22 protein-coding genes are annotated in these 18241 nt (G+C 53.1%); 7 read left to right on the top strand and 15 right to left on the bottom strand.

The features are described from left to right. Positions 1-26: 26 nt before the first annotated feature. The 4 genes from AC1MKH_RS20580 to mutY all read right to left on the bottom strand — a co-directional run bounded on the left by AC1MKH_RS20580 (position 27) and on the right by mutY (position 3975). Positions 27-1286 carry a nucleoside permease gene (locus AC1MKH_RS20580; protein WP_276223767.1) on the bottom strand — a complete coding sequence of 420 codons (1260 nt, stop codon included), beginning with the start codon at positions 1284-1286 and terminating at the stop codon, positions 27-29. A 202-nt stretch (positions 1287-1488) separates the two neighbouring features. Next, on the bottom strand, positions 1489-2571 hold the full coding sequence (gene mltC, locus AC1MKH_RS20575) for a membrane-bound lytic murein transglycosylase MltC (RefSeq protein WP_276223765.1): 1083 nt from the start codon (positions 2569-2571) through the stop codon (positions 1489-1491). Between the two features lie 43 nt (positions 2572-2614). Further along, the gene (locus AC1MKH_RS20570; RefSeq protein WP_276223763.1) at positions 2615-2890 is read right to left on the bottom strand and encodes an oxidative damage protection protein; all 276 of its coding nucleotides are present in this window, start codon (positions 2888-2890) and stop codon (positions 2615-2617) included. 26 nt (positions 2891-2916) lie between these two features. Further along, on the bottom strand, positions 2917-3975 hold the full coding sequence (gene mutY / locus AC1MKH_RS20565) for an A/G-specific adenine glycosylase (RefSeq protein ID WP_276223761.1): 1059 nt from the start codon (positions 3973-3975) through the stop codon (positions 2917-2919). Positions 3976-4125: 150 nt separating this feature from the next. On the opposite strand from mutY, the gene trmB reads away from it, so the two are divergent. Genes trmB through AC1MKH_RS20550 form a run of 3 tightly spaced genes read left to right on the top strand, consistent with a single transcriptional unit; the run spans position 4126 to position 5942 of the window. Continuing rightward, positions 4126-4845 carry a tRNA (guanosine(46)-N7)-methyltransferase TrmB gene (trmB, locus tag AC1MKH_RS20560; protein ID WP_276223760.1) on the top strand — a complete coding sequence of 240 codons (720 nt, stop codon included), beginning with the start codon at positions 4126-4128 and terminating at the stop codon, positions 4843-4845. Further along, positions 4845-5171 (top strand): YggL family protein, encoded by a 327-nt coding sequence (locus AC1MKH_RS20555; protein ID WP_015963056.1) that lies wholly within the window; start codon positions 4845-4847, stop codon positions 5169-5171. The genes trmB and AC1MKH_RS20555 overlap by 1 nt, the downstream gene beginning before the upstream one ends. A 51-nt stretch (positions 5172-5222) precedes the next feature. After that, complete coding sequence (locus tag AC1MKH_RS20550) at positions 5223-5942, top strand: YggN family protein (RefSeq protein WP_149463238.1); 720 nt, start codon at positions 5223-5225, stop codon at positions 5940-5942. A 214-nt stretch (positions 5943-6156) separates the two neighbouring features. Here AC1MKH_RS20550 and AC1MKH_RS20545 read toward each other — a convergent pair whose 3' ends face one another. Continuing rightward, positions 6157-6543: an endonuclease domain-containing protein gene (locus AC1MKH_RS20545; RefSeq protein WP_276223757.1), complete on the bottom strand. Its 387-nt coding sequence runs from the start codon at positions 6541-6543 to the stop codon at positions 6157-6159. Between the two features lie 150 nt (positions 6544-6693). Between AC1MKH_RS20545 and AC1MKH_RS20540 the strand changes: the two genes are divergently transcribed. Further along, positions 6694-7698 carry a DUF1202 family protein gene (locus AC1MKH_RS20540; protein WP_276223755.1) on the top strand — a complete coding sequence of 335 codons (1005 nt, stop codon included), beginning with the start codon at positions 6694-6696 and terminating at the stop codon, positions 7696-7698. Between the two features lie 181 nt (positions 7699-7879). Then, positions 7880-8926, top strand: a complete 1047-nt coding sequence (gene ansB, locus AC1MKH_RS20535; RefSeq protein ID WP_276223753.1) for an L-asparaginase 2 — start codon at positions 7880-7882, stop codon at positions 8924-8926. 38 nt (positions 8927-8964) lie between these two features. Here the strand turns inward: ansB and hemW are convergent, their stop codons facing one another. The 5 genes from hemW to AC1MKH_RS20510 are packed head-to-tail and all read right to left on the bottom strand — an operon-like array spanning position 8965 to position 12272. Beyond that, positions 8965-10101: a radical SAM family heme chaperone HemW gene (hemW, locus tag AC1MKH_RS20530; protein WP_276223751.1), complete on the bottom strand. Its 1137-nt coding sequence runs from the start codon at positions 10099-10101 to the stop codon at positions 8965-8967. Then, positions 10094-10687 (bottom strand): XTP/dITP diphosphatase, encoded by a 594-nt coding sequence (locus AC1MKH_RS20525; RefSeq protein ID WP_231826275.1) that lies wholly within the window; start codon positions 10685-10687, stop codon positions 10094-10096. Before AC1MKH_RS20525 ends, hemW begins: the two co-directional genes overlap by 8 nt. Positions 10688-10695: 8 nt before the next feature. Beyond that, a complete protein-coding gene (gene yggU / locus AC1MKH_RS20520; RefSeq protein ID WP_276223747.1) occupies positions 10696-10986 on the bottom strand; it encodes a DUF167 family protein YggU in 291 nt (96 codons plus the stop codon). Next, a complete protein-coding gene (locus AC1MKH_RS20515) occupies positions 10983-11549 on the bottom strand; it encodes a YggT family protein (protein ID WP_015963064.1) in 567 nt (188 codons plus the stop codon). The genes yggU and AC1MKH_RS20515 overlap by 4 nt, the downstream gene beginning before the upstream one ends. A gap of 18 nt (positions 11550-11567) precedes the next feature. Beyond that, the gene (locus AC1MKH_RS20510) at positions 11568-12272 is read right to left on the bottom strand and encodes a YggS family pyridoxal phosphate-dependent enzyme (protein WP_276223743.1); all 705 of its coding nucleotides are present in this window, start codon (positions 12270-12272) and stop codon (positions 11568-11570) included. A gap of 17 nt (positions 12273-12289) precedes the next feature. Here AC1MKH_RS20510 and AC1MKH_RS20505 point away from each other — a divergent pair, with 17 nt between their 5' ends. Both AC1MKH_RS20505 and AC1MKH_RS20500 read left to right on the top strand, forming a co-directional pair. Then, on the top strand, positions 12290-13270 hold the full coding sequence (locus AC1MKH_RS20505; protein ID WP_276223741.1) for a type IV pilus twitching motility protein PilT: 981 nt from the start codon (positions 12290-12292) through the stop codon (positions 13268-13270). Positions 13271-13755: 485 nt separating this feature from the next. Beyond that, entirely contained in the window at positions 13756-14409 is a 654-nt protein-coding gene (locus AC1MKH_RS20500; RefSeq protein ID WP_015963067.1) for a LuxR C-terminal-related transcriptional regulator, read from the top strand. Positions 14410-14504: 95 nt separating this feature from the next. Here the strand turns inward: AC1MKH_RS20500 and ruvX are convergent, their stop codons facing one another. From ruvX to endA, 5 genes are all read right to left on the bottom strand, one after another. After that, positions 14505-14927: a Holliday junction resolvase RuvX gene (gene ruvX / locus AC1MKH_RS20495; protein WP_149463249.1), complete on the bottom strand. Its 423-nt coding sequence runs from the start codon at positions 14925-14927 to the stop codon at positions 14505-14507. Next, entirely contained in the window at positions 14927-15490 is a 564-nt protein-coding gene (locus AC1MKH_RS20490) for a YqgE/AlgH family protein (protein ID WP_231826279.1), read from the bottom strand. Before AC1MKH_RS20490 ends, ruvX begins: the two co-directional genes overlap by 1 nt. A gap of 144 nt (positions 15491-15634) precedes the next feature. Beyond that, complete coding sequence (gene gshB / locus AC1MKH_RS20485) at positions 15635-16582, bottom strand: glutathione synthase (protein WP_015963070.1); 948 nt, start codon at positions 16580-16582, stop codon at positions 15635-15637. Positions 16583-16605: 23 nt separating this feature from the next. Next, positions 16606-17337 carry a 16S rRNA (uracil(1498)-N(3))-methyltransferase gene (gene rsmE, locus AC1MKH_RS20480; RefSeq protein ID WP_149463251.1) on the bottom strand — a complete coding sequence of 244 codons (732 nt, stop codon included), beginning with the start codon at positions 17335-17337 and terminating at the stop codon, positions 16606-16608. A 122-nt stretch (positions 17338-17459) separates the two neighbouring features. Next, positions 17460-18167 carry a deoxyribonuclease I gene (gene endA / locus AC1MKH_RS20475; protein WP_276223735.1) on the bottom strand — a complete coding sequence of 236 codons (708 nt, stop codon included), beginning with the start codon at positions 18165-18167 and terminating at the stop codon, positions 17460-17462. Positions 18168-18241: the final 74 nt, after the last annotated feature.

Here is an 18241-nt window from a genome sequence, read left to right as displayed (position 1 = left end):
TTAGGGTGAGGGGGTAATGTCCCCTCTTACTGCACCACCGCCTGCGCGGCACCGCTTTCATTACGCACGTGTTTATATTTAAACAGCGCAACAAACGCGAACGCCAGCACCAGCGAATAGCCGGCGAAGATCAACCACACCGTCTGCCAGTCCGTCACGCCATCAAGTGTGAACATCTCCACCACTTTACCGCTGGCAAAGCCACCCAGGATGCAGCCGAAGCCGTTAGTCATCATCAGGAACAAACCTTGCGCACTGGCACGAATGGCGGGGCTGACTTCTTTCTCCACAAAAACAGAACCGGAGATGTTAAAGAAGTCGAAGGCGCAGCCATAGACAATCATCGACAGCACCAGCAGCACGGTGCCGAACGGCGTTGGGTCGCCGTAGGCAAACAAACCGAAACGGAACATCCACGCGACGATACTGATTAACATCACGTTCTTAATGCCATAGCGGCTCAGGAAGAACGGAATCGTCAGAATGAACACGGTTTCAGAAATCTGCGAGATGGACATCAACACCGACGCATGTTCAACAATGAAGCTGGTGGCGAACAGCGGGTTTTTATCGAAGCTGTGCAGGAAGGTATTACCGAACATATTGGTAATTTGCAGTTCAGCGCCCAGCAGCATGGAGAAGATAAAGAAAATCGCCATACGTTTGTTTTTAAACAGTGCAAAGGCATCCAGGCCCAGCATGGAGGTCCAGCTCTGATTTTTCTGTTCTTTGGCGACCGGGATGTACGGCAGCGTCAGGGTAAACAGCGCTAACGCCAGGGACAGGACCGCCCCGATGTAGAGCTGCATGTGGCTCAGCTCAAATCCGGAGAAGCTCACCGCCCACATCGCCAGAATAAAGCCGATGGTGCCCCAGATACGAATCGGCGGGAAGTCAGTAACGATGTCCATCCCTGCCGATTGCAGGCGGTAGTAGGAGATGGTGTTAATCAGGCCAAGCGTTGGCATGTAGGCCAGCGAGTTGAACAGGATAACCATGAACATTGCGCCTGGCGTGGTGACTTCCGCCGCCATAAAGAGGGTTCCCGCGCCGACCAAATGGCACAGGGCATAAACCCATTTGGCGCTGATCCACTTGTCGGCAATGATGCCCAGCAGCGTAGGCATCAAGACCGCTGCTATACCCAACGTACTGTAAACCGCGCCAATCGCTGCCCCATCAAATTTGAGGGTCACGAACATATACGAGCCCAGCGTTGTCAGCCAGCTGCCCCACAGACAGAACTGCAGAAAAGAGAGTATTTTCAGCTGCAGCTTAAGGTTCATGTTAATTTCCTCACAAAATGATGGTAGTGATGTTTTTATTAAAACATTTACGAGCCAAATTTGAGGCGATTCTATCAGTGGCGGGCGTGAGGATTTGTTAACTGCGGCAGAAATTTGCAATCATTACGTAGTTGCAATCTGAAATAGTGACGTGGGTAACAGTTTGGATTTGCCCTTCCCGTGAAGGAAGGGCGAAAGTGGGTTATTTACGACGGTAACTCTTCTGAGCTGTATTCACCTTATAGAGATAGCGACGAGATTCCGCAGACGGATGACGCGTGGTCAGGGTGGTATACACATCGCCCGGTGCCATGCTGTTAATGATTTGCGCAGCCTGGATCTTATCGTTCGAGAAGACGCGCAGCACGCTGCCCGCGCCGCCGTTATAGGCGGTGATCACCGCATAACGCCGTGATGTTGGGTTATCGATACCGGAAAGGTACACATTGCCAAGCATCGCCAGATACGCGGTACCCGTATCAATGTTGCTGGCCGGGTCGAACAGGAAGCTGCGGCTCGGCGTGCCCGATTTCCCCTGTGAGCGGAATACATCTTTCCCGGCGCTGTGCTGCACTACCTGCATCAGCCCCAGCGCATCGGAACGGCTGACGGCGTACGGGTTGAAAGAGGACTCGGTCTGCATAATCGCCAGGATCAGCGACTCATCGACGCCATATTTGCGCGACGCCTGACGCACCATACCGATGTATTTATGCGCACGCTGGTCAAGGTGATTGGGCACCAGATTAATGGTAATGCTGTAGATCATCCGAATGCCGTTGCTGCGGCTTTTCATTCGCGTTTGCAGCAGATAATCAGCAAACCGCGCGGCGCGCCATTCCCAGCGAATCGCCTCGCCGGTGTTATCGACCACCTGGCCATAAAGGAACGGCTCTTTGGAGATCTGAATATCGTTGGCGTCGGAGTAAAGGTCGATAGAACCCGGATCGTCGCCCATCAGCAGCGTCTGGATAATCGCCTGGCGCAGATGCGCTGCCGGTTCGGTGCCGGAGATGGTCTCAACGGTAATGGTACCTTCGTCGAAGTTGATGTGGCTACGGGTCTGGTAGCCGTCGGTGTATTTAACGTAGTCCTTCGGGCCTGCGATAAGAACTTCGTTAAATCCCCAAATATTTTCAATGTTATGGGCAAATTGCCCCATCAGAATATCAAAACCGTTGGTGTCCTTAACCCAGGCTTCATTATAGGAATCACCCTTTTTGGAGCCTGAGCAGGAGATAAGCAACGGCGCAATCAGAGCCAGTGCAAATAATTTTTTCATCATTCCGGGAGCGCGTGTTGTGTTGGGCTAAAGGGCCAGAGGGCCCTTATTGTTTTTCTGGCGGAGTGTAGCCTTCGATGTGCACATCTTTACCTTCAAACAGGAAATTCACCATTTCCTCTTCCAGAAGTTTGCGATGTTCCGGGTTCATCATGCTCAGTTTTTTCTCGTTGATGAGCATGGTTTGCTTGTGCTGCCACTGCTTCCACGCCTCTTTGGAGATCTCGTTAAAAATACGCTTGCCCAGCTCGCCTGGGTAGAGCTGAAAATCCTGACCTTCAGCGTCGCGCTGCAGGAAAGTACAAAAAATCGTTCTGCTCATGATAAATCCTCTTTGTTCACTGACGCTTACGCTAATGCGCCAGCGCGTAACTGCTGCAACAACCGCTCCACGGGAGCCGCCAGTCCAACGGACGGTGGCTGGGCTAAGTTATACCAGAGAGCGCTGCCTTCATCCATGCAAGAGGTGAAGGAGGACACGGGAAGCCACATTGGCACAATATCCAGATGGAAATGGCTGAATGTGTGGCGAAACGCGGTTAATTGCGTAAGATTCTCAGCGGTTATCTGTCGTGCATCCAGCCACTCGCGAAGCGCCGCTTCATCTTCAAACTGTGGAAAACAGTACAGCCCGCCCCACAAACCGCTCGGCGGACGCTGTGCCAGCATCACCTCGTCGCCCTGTTGCATCATCAGGAAATAACCGGTGCGTTCAGGTAACGTCTGCTTCGGTTTTTTACCCGGATATTGCGCCCAGCTATGGTTCGCGTATGCCACACAACCTGTGTTCAGCGGGCAAAGCTCGCATTTCGGTTTCGAGCGCGTACAGACCATCGCGCCTAAATCCATCATCGCCTGATTAAATCGCTCCACGCCTTTCGCGGGCGTGACTTGCTCGCTGATCTCCCACAGTTTTTTCTCAACCTCTTTCTTGCCGGGCCAGCCGCTTACAGCATAGCAGCGCGCCAGCACGCGTTTGACGTTACCGTCGAGAATCGGAAAATGCTGACCGAGAGACAGCGAAAGGATGGCTCCCGCCGTTGAACGCCCGACGCCGGGTAAGGCGGCCACCTCCTCGAAGGTTTCCGGGAAGCGCCCGTTATGCAGCGTCGCCACCTGCTGCGCGGCTTTATGCAGATTACGCGCGCGGGCGTAGTAGCCGAGGCCGGTCCACAGATGCAGCACTTCATCCAGTGGCGCATTGGCTAAATCGGTTATCGTGGGAAAACGCGCCATAAAGCGTTCAAAATAGGGAATGACGGTGGCAACCTGGGTTTGTTGCAACATCACTTCAGAGAGCCATACTTTGTAGGGCGTCTTGTTAAGTTGCCAGGGCAGGGTTTTACGCCCGTATTTGTCGTACCACTCCAGTACCTGGGCCGAAAATTGAGACGCTTGTAAGGTCAAAGCAGGGTTTCCGATATCGCACTATTTGGGTGGCAGATTGCAGCACAGCGGCACTATGGTGTAAACAGGAACTTTCCGGTGCTTGCATCCGGCAACTAACTTTGGATAATGCCCGTTTCCCGAACACTCTCACAAGCAGACAATACTTTTATGAAGAACGACGTCATTTCACCGGAATTTGATGAAAACGGCCGCCCGCTGCGCCGAATTCGCAGCTTTGTGCGTCGCCAGGGGCGACTGACCAAAGGGCAGGAACACGCATTAGAAAACTACTGGCCGGTGATGGGCGTTGAATTCAGCGAAGAACCTGTCGACTTTGCCACGCTGTTTGGCCGCGAAGCGCCAACCACGCTGGAAATCGGTTTTGGCATGGGCGCATCGCTGGTGGCGATGGCGAAAGCGAATCCGCATCAGAACTTCCTCGGCATTGAGGTTCACTCGCCGGGCGTGGGTGCTTGCCTGGCGACCGCGCATGAAGAGGGCGTAGAAAACCTGCGCGTGATGTGCCACGACGCGGTGGAAGTGCTGCACAAAATGATCCCTGACAATTCTTTAACCATGGTTCAGCTCTTTTTCCCTGACCCGTGGCACAAAGCGCGTCATAATAAACGCCGTATCGTTCAGGTACCGTTTGCTGAACTGGTGAAGAGCAAGCTCAAACTGGGCGGTGTTTTCCATATGGCGACCGACTGGGAAGCCTACGCGGAACATATGCTGGAAGTAATGTCTTCCCTTGAAGGGTATAAAAACCGCTCAGAAACGAACGACTATGTACCGCGTCCGGAATCACGTCCGGTAACCAAATTTGAACAACGTGGCCATCGTCTTGGTCACGGCGTATGGGACTTAATGTTCGAGAGGGTGAAATAATGGCAAAGAATCGTAGCCGTCGTTTGCGTAAAAAAATGCACATCGATGAGTTTCAGGAAATTGGCTTCTCTGTAGCGTGGCGTTTCCCGGAAGGCACCAGCGAAGAGCAGATCGACCAGACGGTTGATAAGTTCATTGAAGAAGTGATCGAGCCGAACAAGCTGGCGTTTGACGGCAGCGGCTATCTGGCTTGGGAAGGTCTGATTTGCACCCAGGAAATCGGCAAATGCACCGAAGACCATCAGGCTCAGGTGCGTAAATGGCTGGAAGACCACAAATTCGAAGAAGTCCGCACCAGCGAACTTTTCGACGTTTGGTGGGACTAAATTAGCATAGGGGCCAGCATACGCTGGCCCGTTTTCTATCGAGGGATTTGTATGATGCGTCAAACGCTGCTGGCGGCGGCACTTTCGTTAACGGCATTATCCGCCCATGCGGATTACCAGTGCAGCGTCACCCCGCGTGATGATGTGATCCTGAGCCCGCAAACGGTGCAGGTCAAAGGCGAGAATGGCAATCTGGTCATCACCCCCGACGGTGGCGTGACCTTTAACGGCAAACAGTATTCCCTGAACGCCGCACAGCGCGAACAGGCAAAAGATTATCAAACCGAACTGCGCAGCGCGCTGCCGTGGATCGATGAAGGCGCGAGAACGCGCGTTGAAAAGGGCCGCGTTGCGCTGGATAAAATCATCGCCAAAGAAGTGGGCGAGAGCAGCAACATGCGCAGCCGTCTGACCAAGCTGGATGCCCAGCTTAAAGCGCAGATGAATCGTATTATCGAGCATCGTACCGATGGCCTGACGTTCCATTACAAAGCTATCGATGAAGTCCGCGCTGACGGTCAGAACCTGGTGAACCAGGCAATGGGCGGCATCCTGCAGGACAGTATTAACGAAATGGGCGCGAAAGCTGTGCTTAAAGGCGGCGGTAACCCGTTACAGGGCGTACTCGGCAGCCTGGGCGGCCTGCAAACCTCCATTCAGAACGAATGGAAAAACCAGGAAGCGGATTTCAAAGCGTTTGGCAAAGATGTCTGCGGGCGCGTGATTGCGCTTGAGGACAGCCGTAAGGCACTGGTGGGGACGCTGAAGTAGAGCGCTGACCCCTCACCCTAACCCTCTCCCACAGGGAGAGGGGACCGATAGTGCAAATACGTAGTGTTGTCACCGACCTTCTCCTTCTCCCTGTGGGAGAGTTCCGGGATGAGGGGAAGTAACAGCACAATTGTTTGAGCTCAGCTCCGACCTTCTCCCTCTCTCTGTGGGAGAGTTCCGGGGTGAGGGGAAGCAACAGCACAATTGTTTGAGCTCAGCTCCGACCTTCTCCCTCTCCCTGTGGGAGAGGGCCGGGGTGAGGGGCGCGGGTTTGCAGATGTCTTAAAATTGTCAGCAGAACCCCCTCTTCATTATTTCTAAAGTCATTATTCCAGAAACGTAAAACCAACCACCCCTGTCGTTCTAAGAAACCAGTGCGCATCTCGTCATATTCAACACATTCGGCATGCTGCCCTCCGTCCAGTTCGATAATCAGTGCCGCTTTGTAGCAGGCAAAATCAACAATGTAATTCCCAATTGGCATTTGCCGACGAAACTTAAAACCATGAAACCGTCGCCCCCTCAACAAATACCACAACCGCAGTTCTTCCTTCGTTTGCTGGCGCCGTAGCGTCTTCGCATATTCCTGTCGTTTCTCCATGCCCTCATCTTGTCACCACGCTCAACCGCCGTCAGATCTCATAATCAAAACTGGAACCCGTCTTCCAGAGTACTTTCAGATTCTGTTTATCCTTCCTCCGCGGACGAGTTTCGTATGATGGTGTCCTTACTCACTAAAAGGATTTAACCGATGAAATTAGCCTGGAAAACGGCGGCGTTGCTGCTGTGGTGCTTTTCACTTCACGCGCTTGCTGCCGATAACACGCCCACTGATGACGTTATCAAACAACAGTTCGCCAAAGATTCCGGTGGGATGTTGCGTCTGGACTCGTTCACCTTGCACCAGATTGATGCCGTGGGAAATCAGGCGACGTATCAGGTGGATGGCGATATGTCCTCTACCGACAATCTGTACACTATTGTCGAGGGCGCTGGCGATTATCTCTTTTATGAAAGGACGTGGACAAAAGGGCAGCCTGTTAAGTTTTCAGCCATGATGCAGGCCGTGGGGACGAAAGACTCCGGCTGGAAAACGACCTTCTTTTCTATGCAAACCGCCGCGAAGAATGTCGGCAGACCGTTTGAAGCGGGAGAAGATCGCAGCAAAATGCTGGTGGTTAACGACGCTCACTTCATGACCGAGCTTGGCAAGGTAGAAGCAGACTTTGCACGAAGGAAGGCGACTGCGGATAAAGACCTTGCTCAGCAAAAGGCGCTGAAGCAGAAAATTGCTGCAATCGACGAGAAAATCAGCCTTTCGTGGGGAAAAGATGCCAACGGTAAACCGCTCGATCGCAGCGCGGTACAACAAGAGAAACTGGAAAAAATGTACGCCGTGGATCGTGAAAACGATCCGCTAAAATTCGAAAATCACTACCTCGAAACCGTCTACGAGCCCGCGCTCGCAGCCTGTCAGCAAAAGCTCTCCTGCGATGCAACACCGTTGTACGATGCTCGCGACAAAGCTTTTGCCGATCATCGCAACGCGTTTTATACAAAACATACGCAAATGGCCGGGAAGATAAGGGAAGATATGGCGGCGCTGGATAACAACGTCGCGCCTTTGCGTAAAGAGCAGGGCGAGCTGCGCAAACAGCTGGTTGCTCTCGAAGTCAGTACCCATGAGTTCACTCGTGATTATAAGTGGTGGCGAGAAGCGCTCGAAAAAATGAAAAAAGAGGGCGTTATCCAGTAATCAAAACGTTGGGGTGCAAAATAGCGCCCCTACATCAACGGCACGCAACAGTGCCGTTTTGATAGCAATGTCTAAAATACACAATCTTATTAAGATATTTATCTGGTTAATGGAATGAGGTCACATTATTCGTCTTCTGCATTGGGATAATGCGACAAATTCACGTAACTGGAGAAATAACATGGAGTTTTTCAAAAAAACGGCACTGGCTGTACTGGTTATGGGTTGCAGCGGTGCTGCGTTAGCGCTACCCAGTGTAACGATACTGGCGACAGGTGGAACGATTGCGGGTGGAGGTGATTCAGCAACAAAATCCAATTACACCGCAGGTAAAGTGGGTGTGGAGAACCTCGTTAATGCAGTACCGCAATTAAAAGATATTGCCGTCGTTAAAGGGGAGCAGGTGGTTAATATCGGATCTCAGGATATGAATGATGACGTCTGGCTGACTCTGGCGAAAAAAATTAATAATGATTGTGCGGCTACCGATGGATTCGTGATCACGCACGGTACGGATACGATGGAAGAGACAGCTTATTTTCTCGATCTCACCGTCAAATGCGATAAGCCTGTCGTACTGGTCGGCGCGATGCGCCCATCAACCTCGATGAGTGCAGACGGCCCTTTTAATCTCTACAACGCGGTGGTAACGGCAGTTGATCCGCAATCTGCAAAACGCGGCGTGCTGGTCGTAATGAACGATACGGTTCTGGACGGGCGCGACGTGACCAAAACAAATACCACGGATGTCGCGACGTTCCGCTCAGTGAATTACGGGCCGCTGGGGTATATCCATAATGGCAAAGTTGATTATCAACGCACGCCGGCGCGTAAACATACTGCCGCCACGCCTTTCGATGTTTCAAACCTGAGTGAATTGCCGAAAGTGGGTATTGTTTATAACTACGCCAGTGCTTCCGATCTTCCGGCAAAAGCGTTGATTGAGGCGGGATATCAGGGCATCGTGAGCGCAGGTGTGGGTAACGGAAATCTTTATAAAACGATCTTCGATACGCTGGCGACAGCGGCTCATCAGGGCGTTGCAGTTGTAAGATCATCCCGCGTACCAACAGGCGCGACAACGGAAGATGCGGAAATTGATGACGCGAAATATGGCTTTGTCGCTTCGGGAACGCTGAACCCACAAAAATCGCGTGTCCTGCTTCAGCTTGCGTTAACGCAAACCAAAGATCCAAAACAAATTCAGCAGATGTTTAATCAATATTAACGGAAATGACCGGATGGCTCGTCGCCATCCGGTACCGGTTATTCTGCCAAAAACAGCTCCAGCAGCGAGTTCAAAAACAGCTTCCCGTGCTCGGTAATCTGCCAGTACTCCGCGCATTCGGTGAGATACCCCTGCGCCAACGCTTCATCAATTTGCGGGCGAATCGCTTGCTCACTAAGCCCCGTATAGCGGCTAAACTCCGCGCGCGGGGCGGGTTCCAGCAGGCGGAAGCGGTTCATAAAGAACTCAAACGGTTTATCGGCTGCTTCAACATCGTGCTGGCGTTCCAGGTAGCGCCCTTCCATGTAACCGCGCGGATGGCGCGTTTTGGCAGTACGCAGAATGCGCCCGTTCGGGAAGGTAACTTTGCCGTGTGCGCCGCAGCCAATGCCGAGGTAGTCGCCAAACCGCCAGTAGTTGAGGTTATGCTGGCACTGATATCCCGGTTTCGCGTAAGCCGACGTTTCATACTGCTGATAACCTGCTGCCGTCAGCAGCTTATCGCCCTGCTCGAAAATATCCCATAGCGCGTCGTCATCCGGCAGCACCGGGGGGCGCGAGCCAAACAGGGTGTTAGGTTCGATAGTCAACTGATACCAGGAAAGATGCGGTGGATTGAGCGCAATCGCCTGGCGCAAATCGTCCAGCGCCTCTTCCAGAGACTGGTCCGGCAGGCCGTGCATCAGGTCAAGGTTGAAGCTGCGCAGGCCCAGGCCCGTCGCCAGATTCGCCGCGCGTTTGGCTTCTTCCGGGCCGTGAATACGCCCCAGACGTTTCAGCTTGGTTTCGCTAAAGCTCTGCACGCCGATGGAGATTCGGTTCACGCCCGCACGCTGGTAATCGACAAAGCGATCTGCTTCCACCGTGCCGGGGTTCGCTTCCATAGTGATTTCCGCATCCGCCGCCAGAGTAAGACGCGCACGCACGCCATCCAGCAGCGTTTGCATCGCCGGGCCTGAAAGCAGGCTCGGTGTACCGCCGCCAATAAAAATGGTCTTTACTTCACGTCCCTGCGCGTAAGCCACGTCAGCATCTAAATCACTCAGCAGATGCTGAACATAATCGTCGTGTGGCACCTCGCCTTTCAGCGCGTGCGAGTTAAAGTCGCAGTACGGACATTTCTGCACGCACCACGGGATATGAATATAAAGACTCAGAGGCGGCAAATTAGCCATTTCGTAACGCTTCCAGTAACTGTTTCAGCGCCTGACCACGGTGAGAGATGGCAATCTTCTCTTCACGCGTCAGCTCAGCGGCGGTTTTCCCCTCAGAAGGGACATAAAAAATAGGATCGTAGCCGAAGCCACCGTTGCCCGCAGGCGCGTGGGTGATAACGCCCGGCCAGCGGCCATGACACACCAGCGGTGTTGGGTCTTCCGCGTGACGAAGATAGACCAGCACACAGTGGAACTGCGCCTGACGCTGGTCGTCCGGCACATCTTTCAGCGTTTCCAGCAGTTTTTGCAGATTACGCTCGTCGGTCGCGCCTTCACCGGAATAACGTGCGGAATAGATGCCCGGCGCACCGCCGAGATAATCCACCGCCAGCCCGGAATCATCGGCAATCGCGGGCAGGCCGGTAACCTGCGACGCATGACGCGCCTTAAGGATCGCGTTCTCAATAAACGTCAGACCCGTCTCTTCTGCGGAATCGACGCCAAGGTCAGTCTGCGCAACGATATCGAGACCAAAATCGCTCAGCAACGAGGCGAGCTCGCGCACTTTACCGGCATTACCGGTAGCGAGGACAACTTTTTGCATGGGATATCCTAATTTATCAGGGCGTCGACGCCCGCTGGGATTTGCTGCGGATGAATGATTTTAACCTGTTTATGGCGGCCCAGTTCACCTTTCTCGATGATGACCTGGCTTTTGGCGACCTTAAACTGTTTGGCGAGGAACTTCACCAGATGGGCATTGGCCTGCCCATCGACCGGCGGGGCGGTAATGGCGACTTTTAATTCGTCGCCATGTTCACCCACAATGCTGTCACGGCTGGCCTTCGGCTGAATATACAGCCGCAGCACCAGCCCGTCGTCGCAGGATGTTACGGCACTCATAGCGCCATCCACAGCCCCGGCAGCAGCATGTTGCCCGTTGCCTGTAACACTTCGGCGATGCCCATGTTGATAACATACAGCAGCAGCACGAGGATCATCGGCGAGAAATCGATACCGCCCATCGAAGGCAGCAGCTTACGAATCGGGCGCAGCAGCGGGTCAGCGAGCTGCATCAGCACAAACTCAACCGGGCTACGGCCCTGGCTTACCCAGCTCATAATCGCCATCAGCAGCAGTACCCAGAAGATAAGCAGGCCGGTGGTTTTCAGCAGGATCAGCACCGCCGCAATCCAGATTATCGGCTGGAAGGTGATGACCATAAACAGGGTAATCGCTTTGATGACGCTCAGAATAAAGGCAACCAGCAGCGAGGAACTGTCGAGCGGCCCCATCGCCGGAATGATGCGGCGCAGTGGCCCCACGATAGGTTGGGTGATTTTCACCACAAACTGGGAGAACGGATTGTAAAAATCACAGCGCGCCCACTGCATCCAGACGCGCAGCAGTAGCACCATTGTGTACAGTTCAATCACTGTTGAGAGCAGGAAGGTCAACGTCTTCATGGCGTTCCTCAGAGTTCCTTATTTTTTTGTGTAATCACGCGCACCGAAAATCGCGGTGCCGATGCGTACCATAGTGCTACCCGCCGCAATGGCGGCTTCCATATCGTCTGACATGCCCAGTGAGAGCGTATCGACTGTAGGGTAGTGCGTCTTCAGCCGCGCGAATGCTACCGCCATTTGTTGGGCGACGGCAAACTGCTTATCGTACTCGGTTTCCGGTGCCGGAATGGCCATCAAACCGCGCAGGCAGAGATTGGGCAGGGCGGAAACCTCCGCCGCTAACGCGTCAACCGCCTCGGGTTCGATGCCGGATTTACTCTGCTCATCGCTAATGTTGACCTGAATCAGCACGTTGAGCGGCGACAAATGCGCAGGGCGCTGTTCGCTAAGCCGGGTGGCGATCTTCAGCCTGTCGACCGTATGGCACCAGTCGAAATGCTCCGCCACCAGGCGACTTTTGTTGGACTGCAACGGGCCAATAAAGTGCCATTGCAGATCCGTTATGCCTTTGTCCTGAAAGAAGCGGATTTTTTCCACGCCTTCCTGAACATAGTTTTCGCCGAATGCACGTTGGCCAGCAGCCATTGCTTCTTCGACGGCGCTCGCAGGTTTGGTTTTGCTGACTGCAAGCAGCGTAACTTCTTCTGAAAGCCGGCCGCATCGTGATGCAGCGGCTGAGATTTTGTCCCGGACCTGTGCCAGGTTATGCGCTATATCGTTCATATTTGCTGGTGGGTCTTATGGAAATACAAGAAATCGTGGCGCTTAGTGTAAAGCATAACGTGTCGGATCTACACCTGTGTAGCGGAGCAATGGCGCGATGGCGACGTTGTGGCTTGCTCGAATCTGCGCCATTTTTATCGCCGGAACCGGAAGCATTGCTACGCGGTTGGTTAAGCGAAGCGCAGCATGCGCAATGGCGGTCGCAGGGCCAGCTTGATTTTGCGATAGCGCCCTCTGAAGGGCCACGCCTGCGCGCCAGCGCATTTCGCCATGCGCGCGGTGTTTCGCTGGCATTGCGTGTGCTACCGACGCGCTGCCCAACGCTCGCTGAACTCGGCGTGCCAGCGGCGCTACCTGAACTGTTGCATGAAGAGGGTGGGTTGATACTGGTCACCGGCGCAACCGGCAGCGGTAAGTCAACGACGCTTGCCGCAATGGTCGATTACCTCAATAACACTCTGGATGGGCATATTCTGACGCTGGAAGATCCGGTGGAATTTATTCACGCCAGCCAGCGCTGCTTAATCCAGCAACGCGAAATCGGTCAACATATCTCATCATTCGCTGAGGCACTGCGCGGCGCGCTACGTCAGGACCCCGACGTTATCCTGCTGGGGGAGTTACGCGACAGCGAGACGATCCGGCTGGCATTAACCGCCGCCGAAACAGGTCATCTGGTGCTGGCGACATTGCATACGCGCGGTGCGGCCCAGGCGATTGAACGTCTGGTTGATGTTTTTCCGGCGCAGGAAAAAGAGCCTGTGCGCAGCCAGCTGGCGAACAGCCTGTGTGCGGTGGTGGCGCAAAAGCTGGTGGCGGATAAACAAGGCGGGCGCGTGGCGCTCTTCGAGCTGCTGGTGAATACCCCGGCGGTAGGGAACCTGATCCGCGAGGGGAAAAACCATCAGTTACCGGGTGTCATGCAAACTGGACAGCAGGCAGGAATGCAAACTTTCACCCAAAGCTATCAACAATGTGTGGCGAAGGGTAAGCTATAAGGATTAGGCTATTTCTCCTGTGCTTATTAATTCTATTTCTAATAGATAAGTGTTATTACTGTGATGACAGTAGAGTTTTTGGAATTAATCGACAGGAAAGAATGTTTCAATATATTATGAATGTGACGTTTATTCGACATTTTGTTGTAATAATGTTTTATTTGTAAATTCAACGTTCCGTTATTATTCTGCGAAAATATAATCATCAGTGTAACATGTTATACCTAAGCCATAATTCCTAAGTAATATGGATGACGGATTTTTACACCGATGCACAACATTATGTTGTGTAGACATAGAAAAAAAGGGTGATATTCTTTTGACACTCAGTGGGGATCGTTCTATTCTAATTATGGAATTAGGATTATTCTTATGAAATATTGTTTCACTTCATACTGTCTTGATTATTATTATGCATGATAATTAAGATTGCTTTGATTTATTAAAACACCATGATGGTGGCAAAATACTAAGGAGAGTTTCAAATGCTTGATGTATCAGAGAGTGTATCTAAATCCCGCAAAATCATTTTAATCACCCACCCGTCAGTACAGGCCAATGCATTCGCTGGTTATCTTTCTGATTTACTTTCAGTTTCTGTAGATGTTCACAATATCAATAAGCCGATGGTACAGCGCCTTGCGAAAGGTACTGTGGTGCTGTTTGATATCGCGGTATCGAACAAAAAGCTGAACGGTATCTGGCGCGATATTATCCGCTCGCAGTTTGATTCTCCACGCTTGCTTATTATTAACAGTGCGCAAAAGTATGAATTATACGAAATGGCGCAGTGGCCCGCGCTGTACGGTGTGTTCCGTCATGATGATGAAGAATCGCGCTTAATTGAGGGTGTCAAAGCCGTGCTGAACGGTGAACAGACTGCTGAATTGAGCGTAATGCATCCGGCAATGTACGCAGTTGAACAGCCGACTGAATCATCAGACAATATTCCACTGACCGAACGTGAATGCGAAATTCTTAATGAATTACGTCATGGTGCGACCAATATGGATATTGCTCGTGCGCTGTTCATCAGTGAAAACACAGTGCGTACACACTTATATAATGTTTTCCGTAAGTTAAGCGTGAAAAACAGAACCCAGGCTGTCAGCTGGGCGAACGAAAATTTGCGTCACTAAGTTTTACACTGGAAACGTTGTAGGCCGGATAAGCGCTAGCGCCATCCGGCTTTCCTGTCTCTAACGCCCACTATTTACACGTTATGCTAGCCTGACTACTGACTGTAGCTTTGCTCGAAGTAACTCTCCAGAATCACCACCGCAGAGGCTGAATCCACGCTGCCTTTATCCAGCGCGCGAAAACCACCGTGCTCGAACAACCCGGCGCGGGCTTCAACGGTACTCAGACGCTCGTCATGCAGTTTAATCGCCACGCCGAAACGGCCGTGAATTTTATTGGCGAAGTTACGTGCGCGCGCGGTAAGCGGCTGCTCAGTGCCGTCCATATTCAGCGGCAGGCCGACGATCACTAACGCCGGTTGCCACTCTTTCAGCAGCTTCTCAATCAGCGTCCAGTCTGGTGTGCCGTTTTGCGCCTTCAGGGCGTTGAGTGGGCGCGCGGTACCGGTAATTTGCTGTCCGACCGCGACGCCAATGCTGCGGGTGCCAAAATCAAATGCGAGAAAGGTTCCGCTCATTATGCGTGCCCCGCCACACCAGGCATGGTGTGAATATCGATGCCGATGAGTTTTGCCGCATCGCGCCAGCGATCGGCGATCGGCGTTTTAAACAGAATATTGAGGTCGGCAGGCGCGGTGAGCCAGGCGTTATCGAGAATTTCCTGCTCCAGCTGGCCTTTCTCCCATGATGCGTAACCCAGCGCAACCAGCACGTCTGTCGGCTGTGCCGCCGTGCCCAGGGTTTCCAGCACGTCGCGCGACGTGGTGACGATGGTGTTATCAGAGATACGGATGCTTGAGGAAAACGACGCCGGTGGCGTGTGCAGAATGAAGCCGCGATCTTCCGCCAGCGGGCCGCCGAGCATCACCGGTTTATCGAGGCGAATCGACGGATCGCGCGGATCGGGCGTGATCTTCAGTTTTTCCAGAATGCCTTCAACTTGCAGGTTTTCCAGCGGCTTATTGATGATAATCCCCATTGCGCCATCGTCGTTATACTCGCAGATATAGACAACGGAACGGCGGAAGATGGGGTCCTGAAGAGCCGGCATGGCAATAAGAAAGTGATGCTGTAAATTCATTGTCAGAGGTTCTGTCCTGGTTCAAAAAGCAGCAACGTCCAGTATGCGGGGAAAGAGGCGTGCTGTCACCAGGCAGTCCTGTAAACGCGCGTAAGCGCCTGGCAGGAAAGCCTGGTTGTGGCGGGTTCCCTCCCGCCGCAGAGATTACTTGCCTAAACGTTTTTCGATAGCGTCCATCAGCATCCCGGTGATGGAAATCGGGAACTCCGCTTCGATTTCACGCACGCAGGTTGGGCTGGTGACGTTAATCTCGGTCAGGCGATCGCCGATGATATCCAGGCCGACAAAAATCAGACCTTTCGCTTTCAGCGTCGGGCCCACTTTGCGGGCGATTTCCCAATCGCTTTCGCTCAGCGGACGCGGCTCGCCACGGCCACCGGCGGCCAGGTTACCACGGGTTTCACCGCCCTGCGGAATACGCGCCAGGCAGTACGGGACAGGTTCGCCATCGACGACCAGCACGCGCTTATCACCGTCTTTGATTGCTGGCAGATACGTTTGCGCCATGCAATAGCGGCTGCCAAGCTCGGTCAGGGTTTCGGCGATAACGCCAATGTTAGGATCGCCTTCTTTCACGCGGAAAATCGACGCGCCGCCCATACCATCCAGCGGTTTCATGATGATGTCGCCATGCTCCTGCCAGAACGCTTTCAGCTGCGCTTTGTTACGGGTGACCAGCGTTTCCGGCGTCAGTTCAGAGAACCAGGCGGTGAACAGCTTCTCGTTACAGTCGCGCAGGCTCTGCGGTTTGTTGACGATAAGAGTGCCTTTCTCTTCCGCGCGTTCCAGAATATAGGTCGCGTAGATGAATTCGGTGTCAAACGGCGGATCCTTACGCATCAGAATCACATCGAGGTCGGCAAGCGCGATATCCTGCTCGCTGCCAAATTCGTACCATTTGTCATAGTTCTGCTCAACGTTCACCAGACGCGTACGCGCGCGGGATTCGCCGTTGGTCAGATAGAGGTCATTCATCTCCATGTAATGGAGTTCATAGCCCCGGCGCTGTGCCTCCAGCAACATCGCGAAGCTGGTGTCTTTTTTGATATTGATGTTTGCGATGGGGTCCATCACGATGCCGAGCTTAATCATTCTAGTTCTCCTGGAAGCCGGTATTAGCCCAGATCGCCAAAGCGCACTTGAAGCGCAGTAATGGCGGTGAGCGCGGTAGTCTCAGTACGCAGAACGCGAGGTCCCAACAGGATATCAGTAAACTGGTAGCGTGCGGTCATGGCAATTTCATCTGCCGAGAGACCGCCTTCCGGGCCAATCAGCAAACGCACGCGCTCCACCGGCAGCGGAAGCGTATTGATGCTGGCGCTGGCACGCGGATGCAGGTTCAGCTTCAGCCCGCTATCTTCTTCGGCGCACCACTGTTCCAGATTCATCGCCGGGCGAATTTCCGGAATCGTGTTGCGGCCACACTGTTCACAGGCGGCAATCGCGATTTTTTGCCACTGTTGGATCTTCTTATTCAAACGCTCGGCATCCAGTTTAACGCCACAGCGCTCAGAAAACAGTGGCGTTATGAGGCTTACACCGAGTTCTATTGATTTCTGGATGGTGAATTCCATTTTATCGCCGCGCGACATTACCTGGCCCAGGTGAATGTGAATGGGGGATTCGCGGTTATCAATTTCCCCGCTGACAATATTCACGCGCACGCTTTTTTTATCGGCGTGGGTAATTTCGGCATCGAAGATCTGGTTACTGCCATCGAAAAGCTGAATCGCCTGACCCGGCCCCATGCGCAGCACACGGCCAACATGGTTTGCCGCGTCTTCCGACAGGGCGATTTCATGCCCGGCGGTGATGTGTTCAGGGTGATAAATACGGGGGATGCGCATGATGTGACGTTCCATTAATAGCTTAGGTACCAGGCACTTTCCGTTCCCTCTCCCTGAGGGAGAGGGCCAGGGTGAGGGGGAAATGTCCGGCAGAAAATTAAACAATTAGCCGCTAGTGTAGGTTAGCTCTTTTGCGCCTGGCAAGCCTGCAACACGTAAGGGTTATGGTTACCCTGAATTTTGGCGATGCGCCTGTCGCGCTCACACTCCCATTCGCTGACCGGATACATCTTATTCCACGCGTTGAAAAGCTGCGTCTGCTGGCGGGAAAGATTGATTTGATACGTATCGCGCATATAGAAGTAGGTGCGGGCAATTGCGCCGCGCGAGCGTGCCGGTGGCTCGGCCACTTTCTCTTTAAAGTCTACCTTCATGGCGCACTGACCGTACTGGCCTTCGCCGCCATTCCACTGGCTATACATAAAGTTACCGCGATCGCCGTTCACTTCTCCGACCGCAGGTTGCAGGTTATGCATATCGCTTTCTATTTTGCGGTACAGCGGATCTTTGGCGCAGTTTTTCCGTCCGCCATCCTGCCAGCACTGGCGCTGGTGACCAAACTGCCAGGCGGGCATCACGTGTTCCCATTCGACGCGGCTGGCGCGGTTTTCATTTTTACGCACTTTATAACCGCAGGACTCAAGGTCAATGACGCCTTTCTTACCCTGCCAGTTGATTTTACAGCCGCAGTAGAAATCACCCGGCACATCACTGTTAACTTTTACGCCAGCGGTTTTGGCCTGGGAAAAACTTTTGATACCTTCGGCCAGCGCCTGGCCTGAGAGCGCCGCCGTAAAAAACACGACTGCGAATGCTACTTTAGGGGACATCACGAACTCCGTCTCAAAACGAGCCCGCAACGTAGCGAATGCAAAGGTCAGATGCAATCAGTCAGATCAGAAAA

The organism is Pseudocitrobacter sp. CD920760 (assembly GCF_057782505.1).
This window is presented reverse-complemented; position numbering and strand designations above follow the sequence as displayed.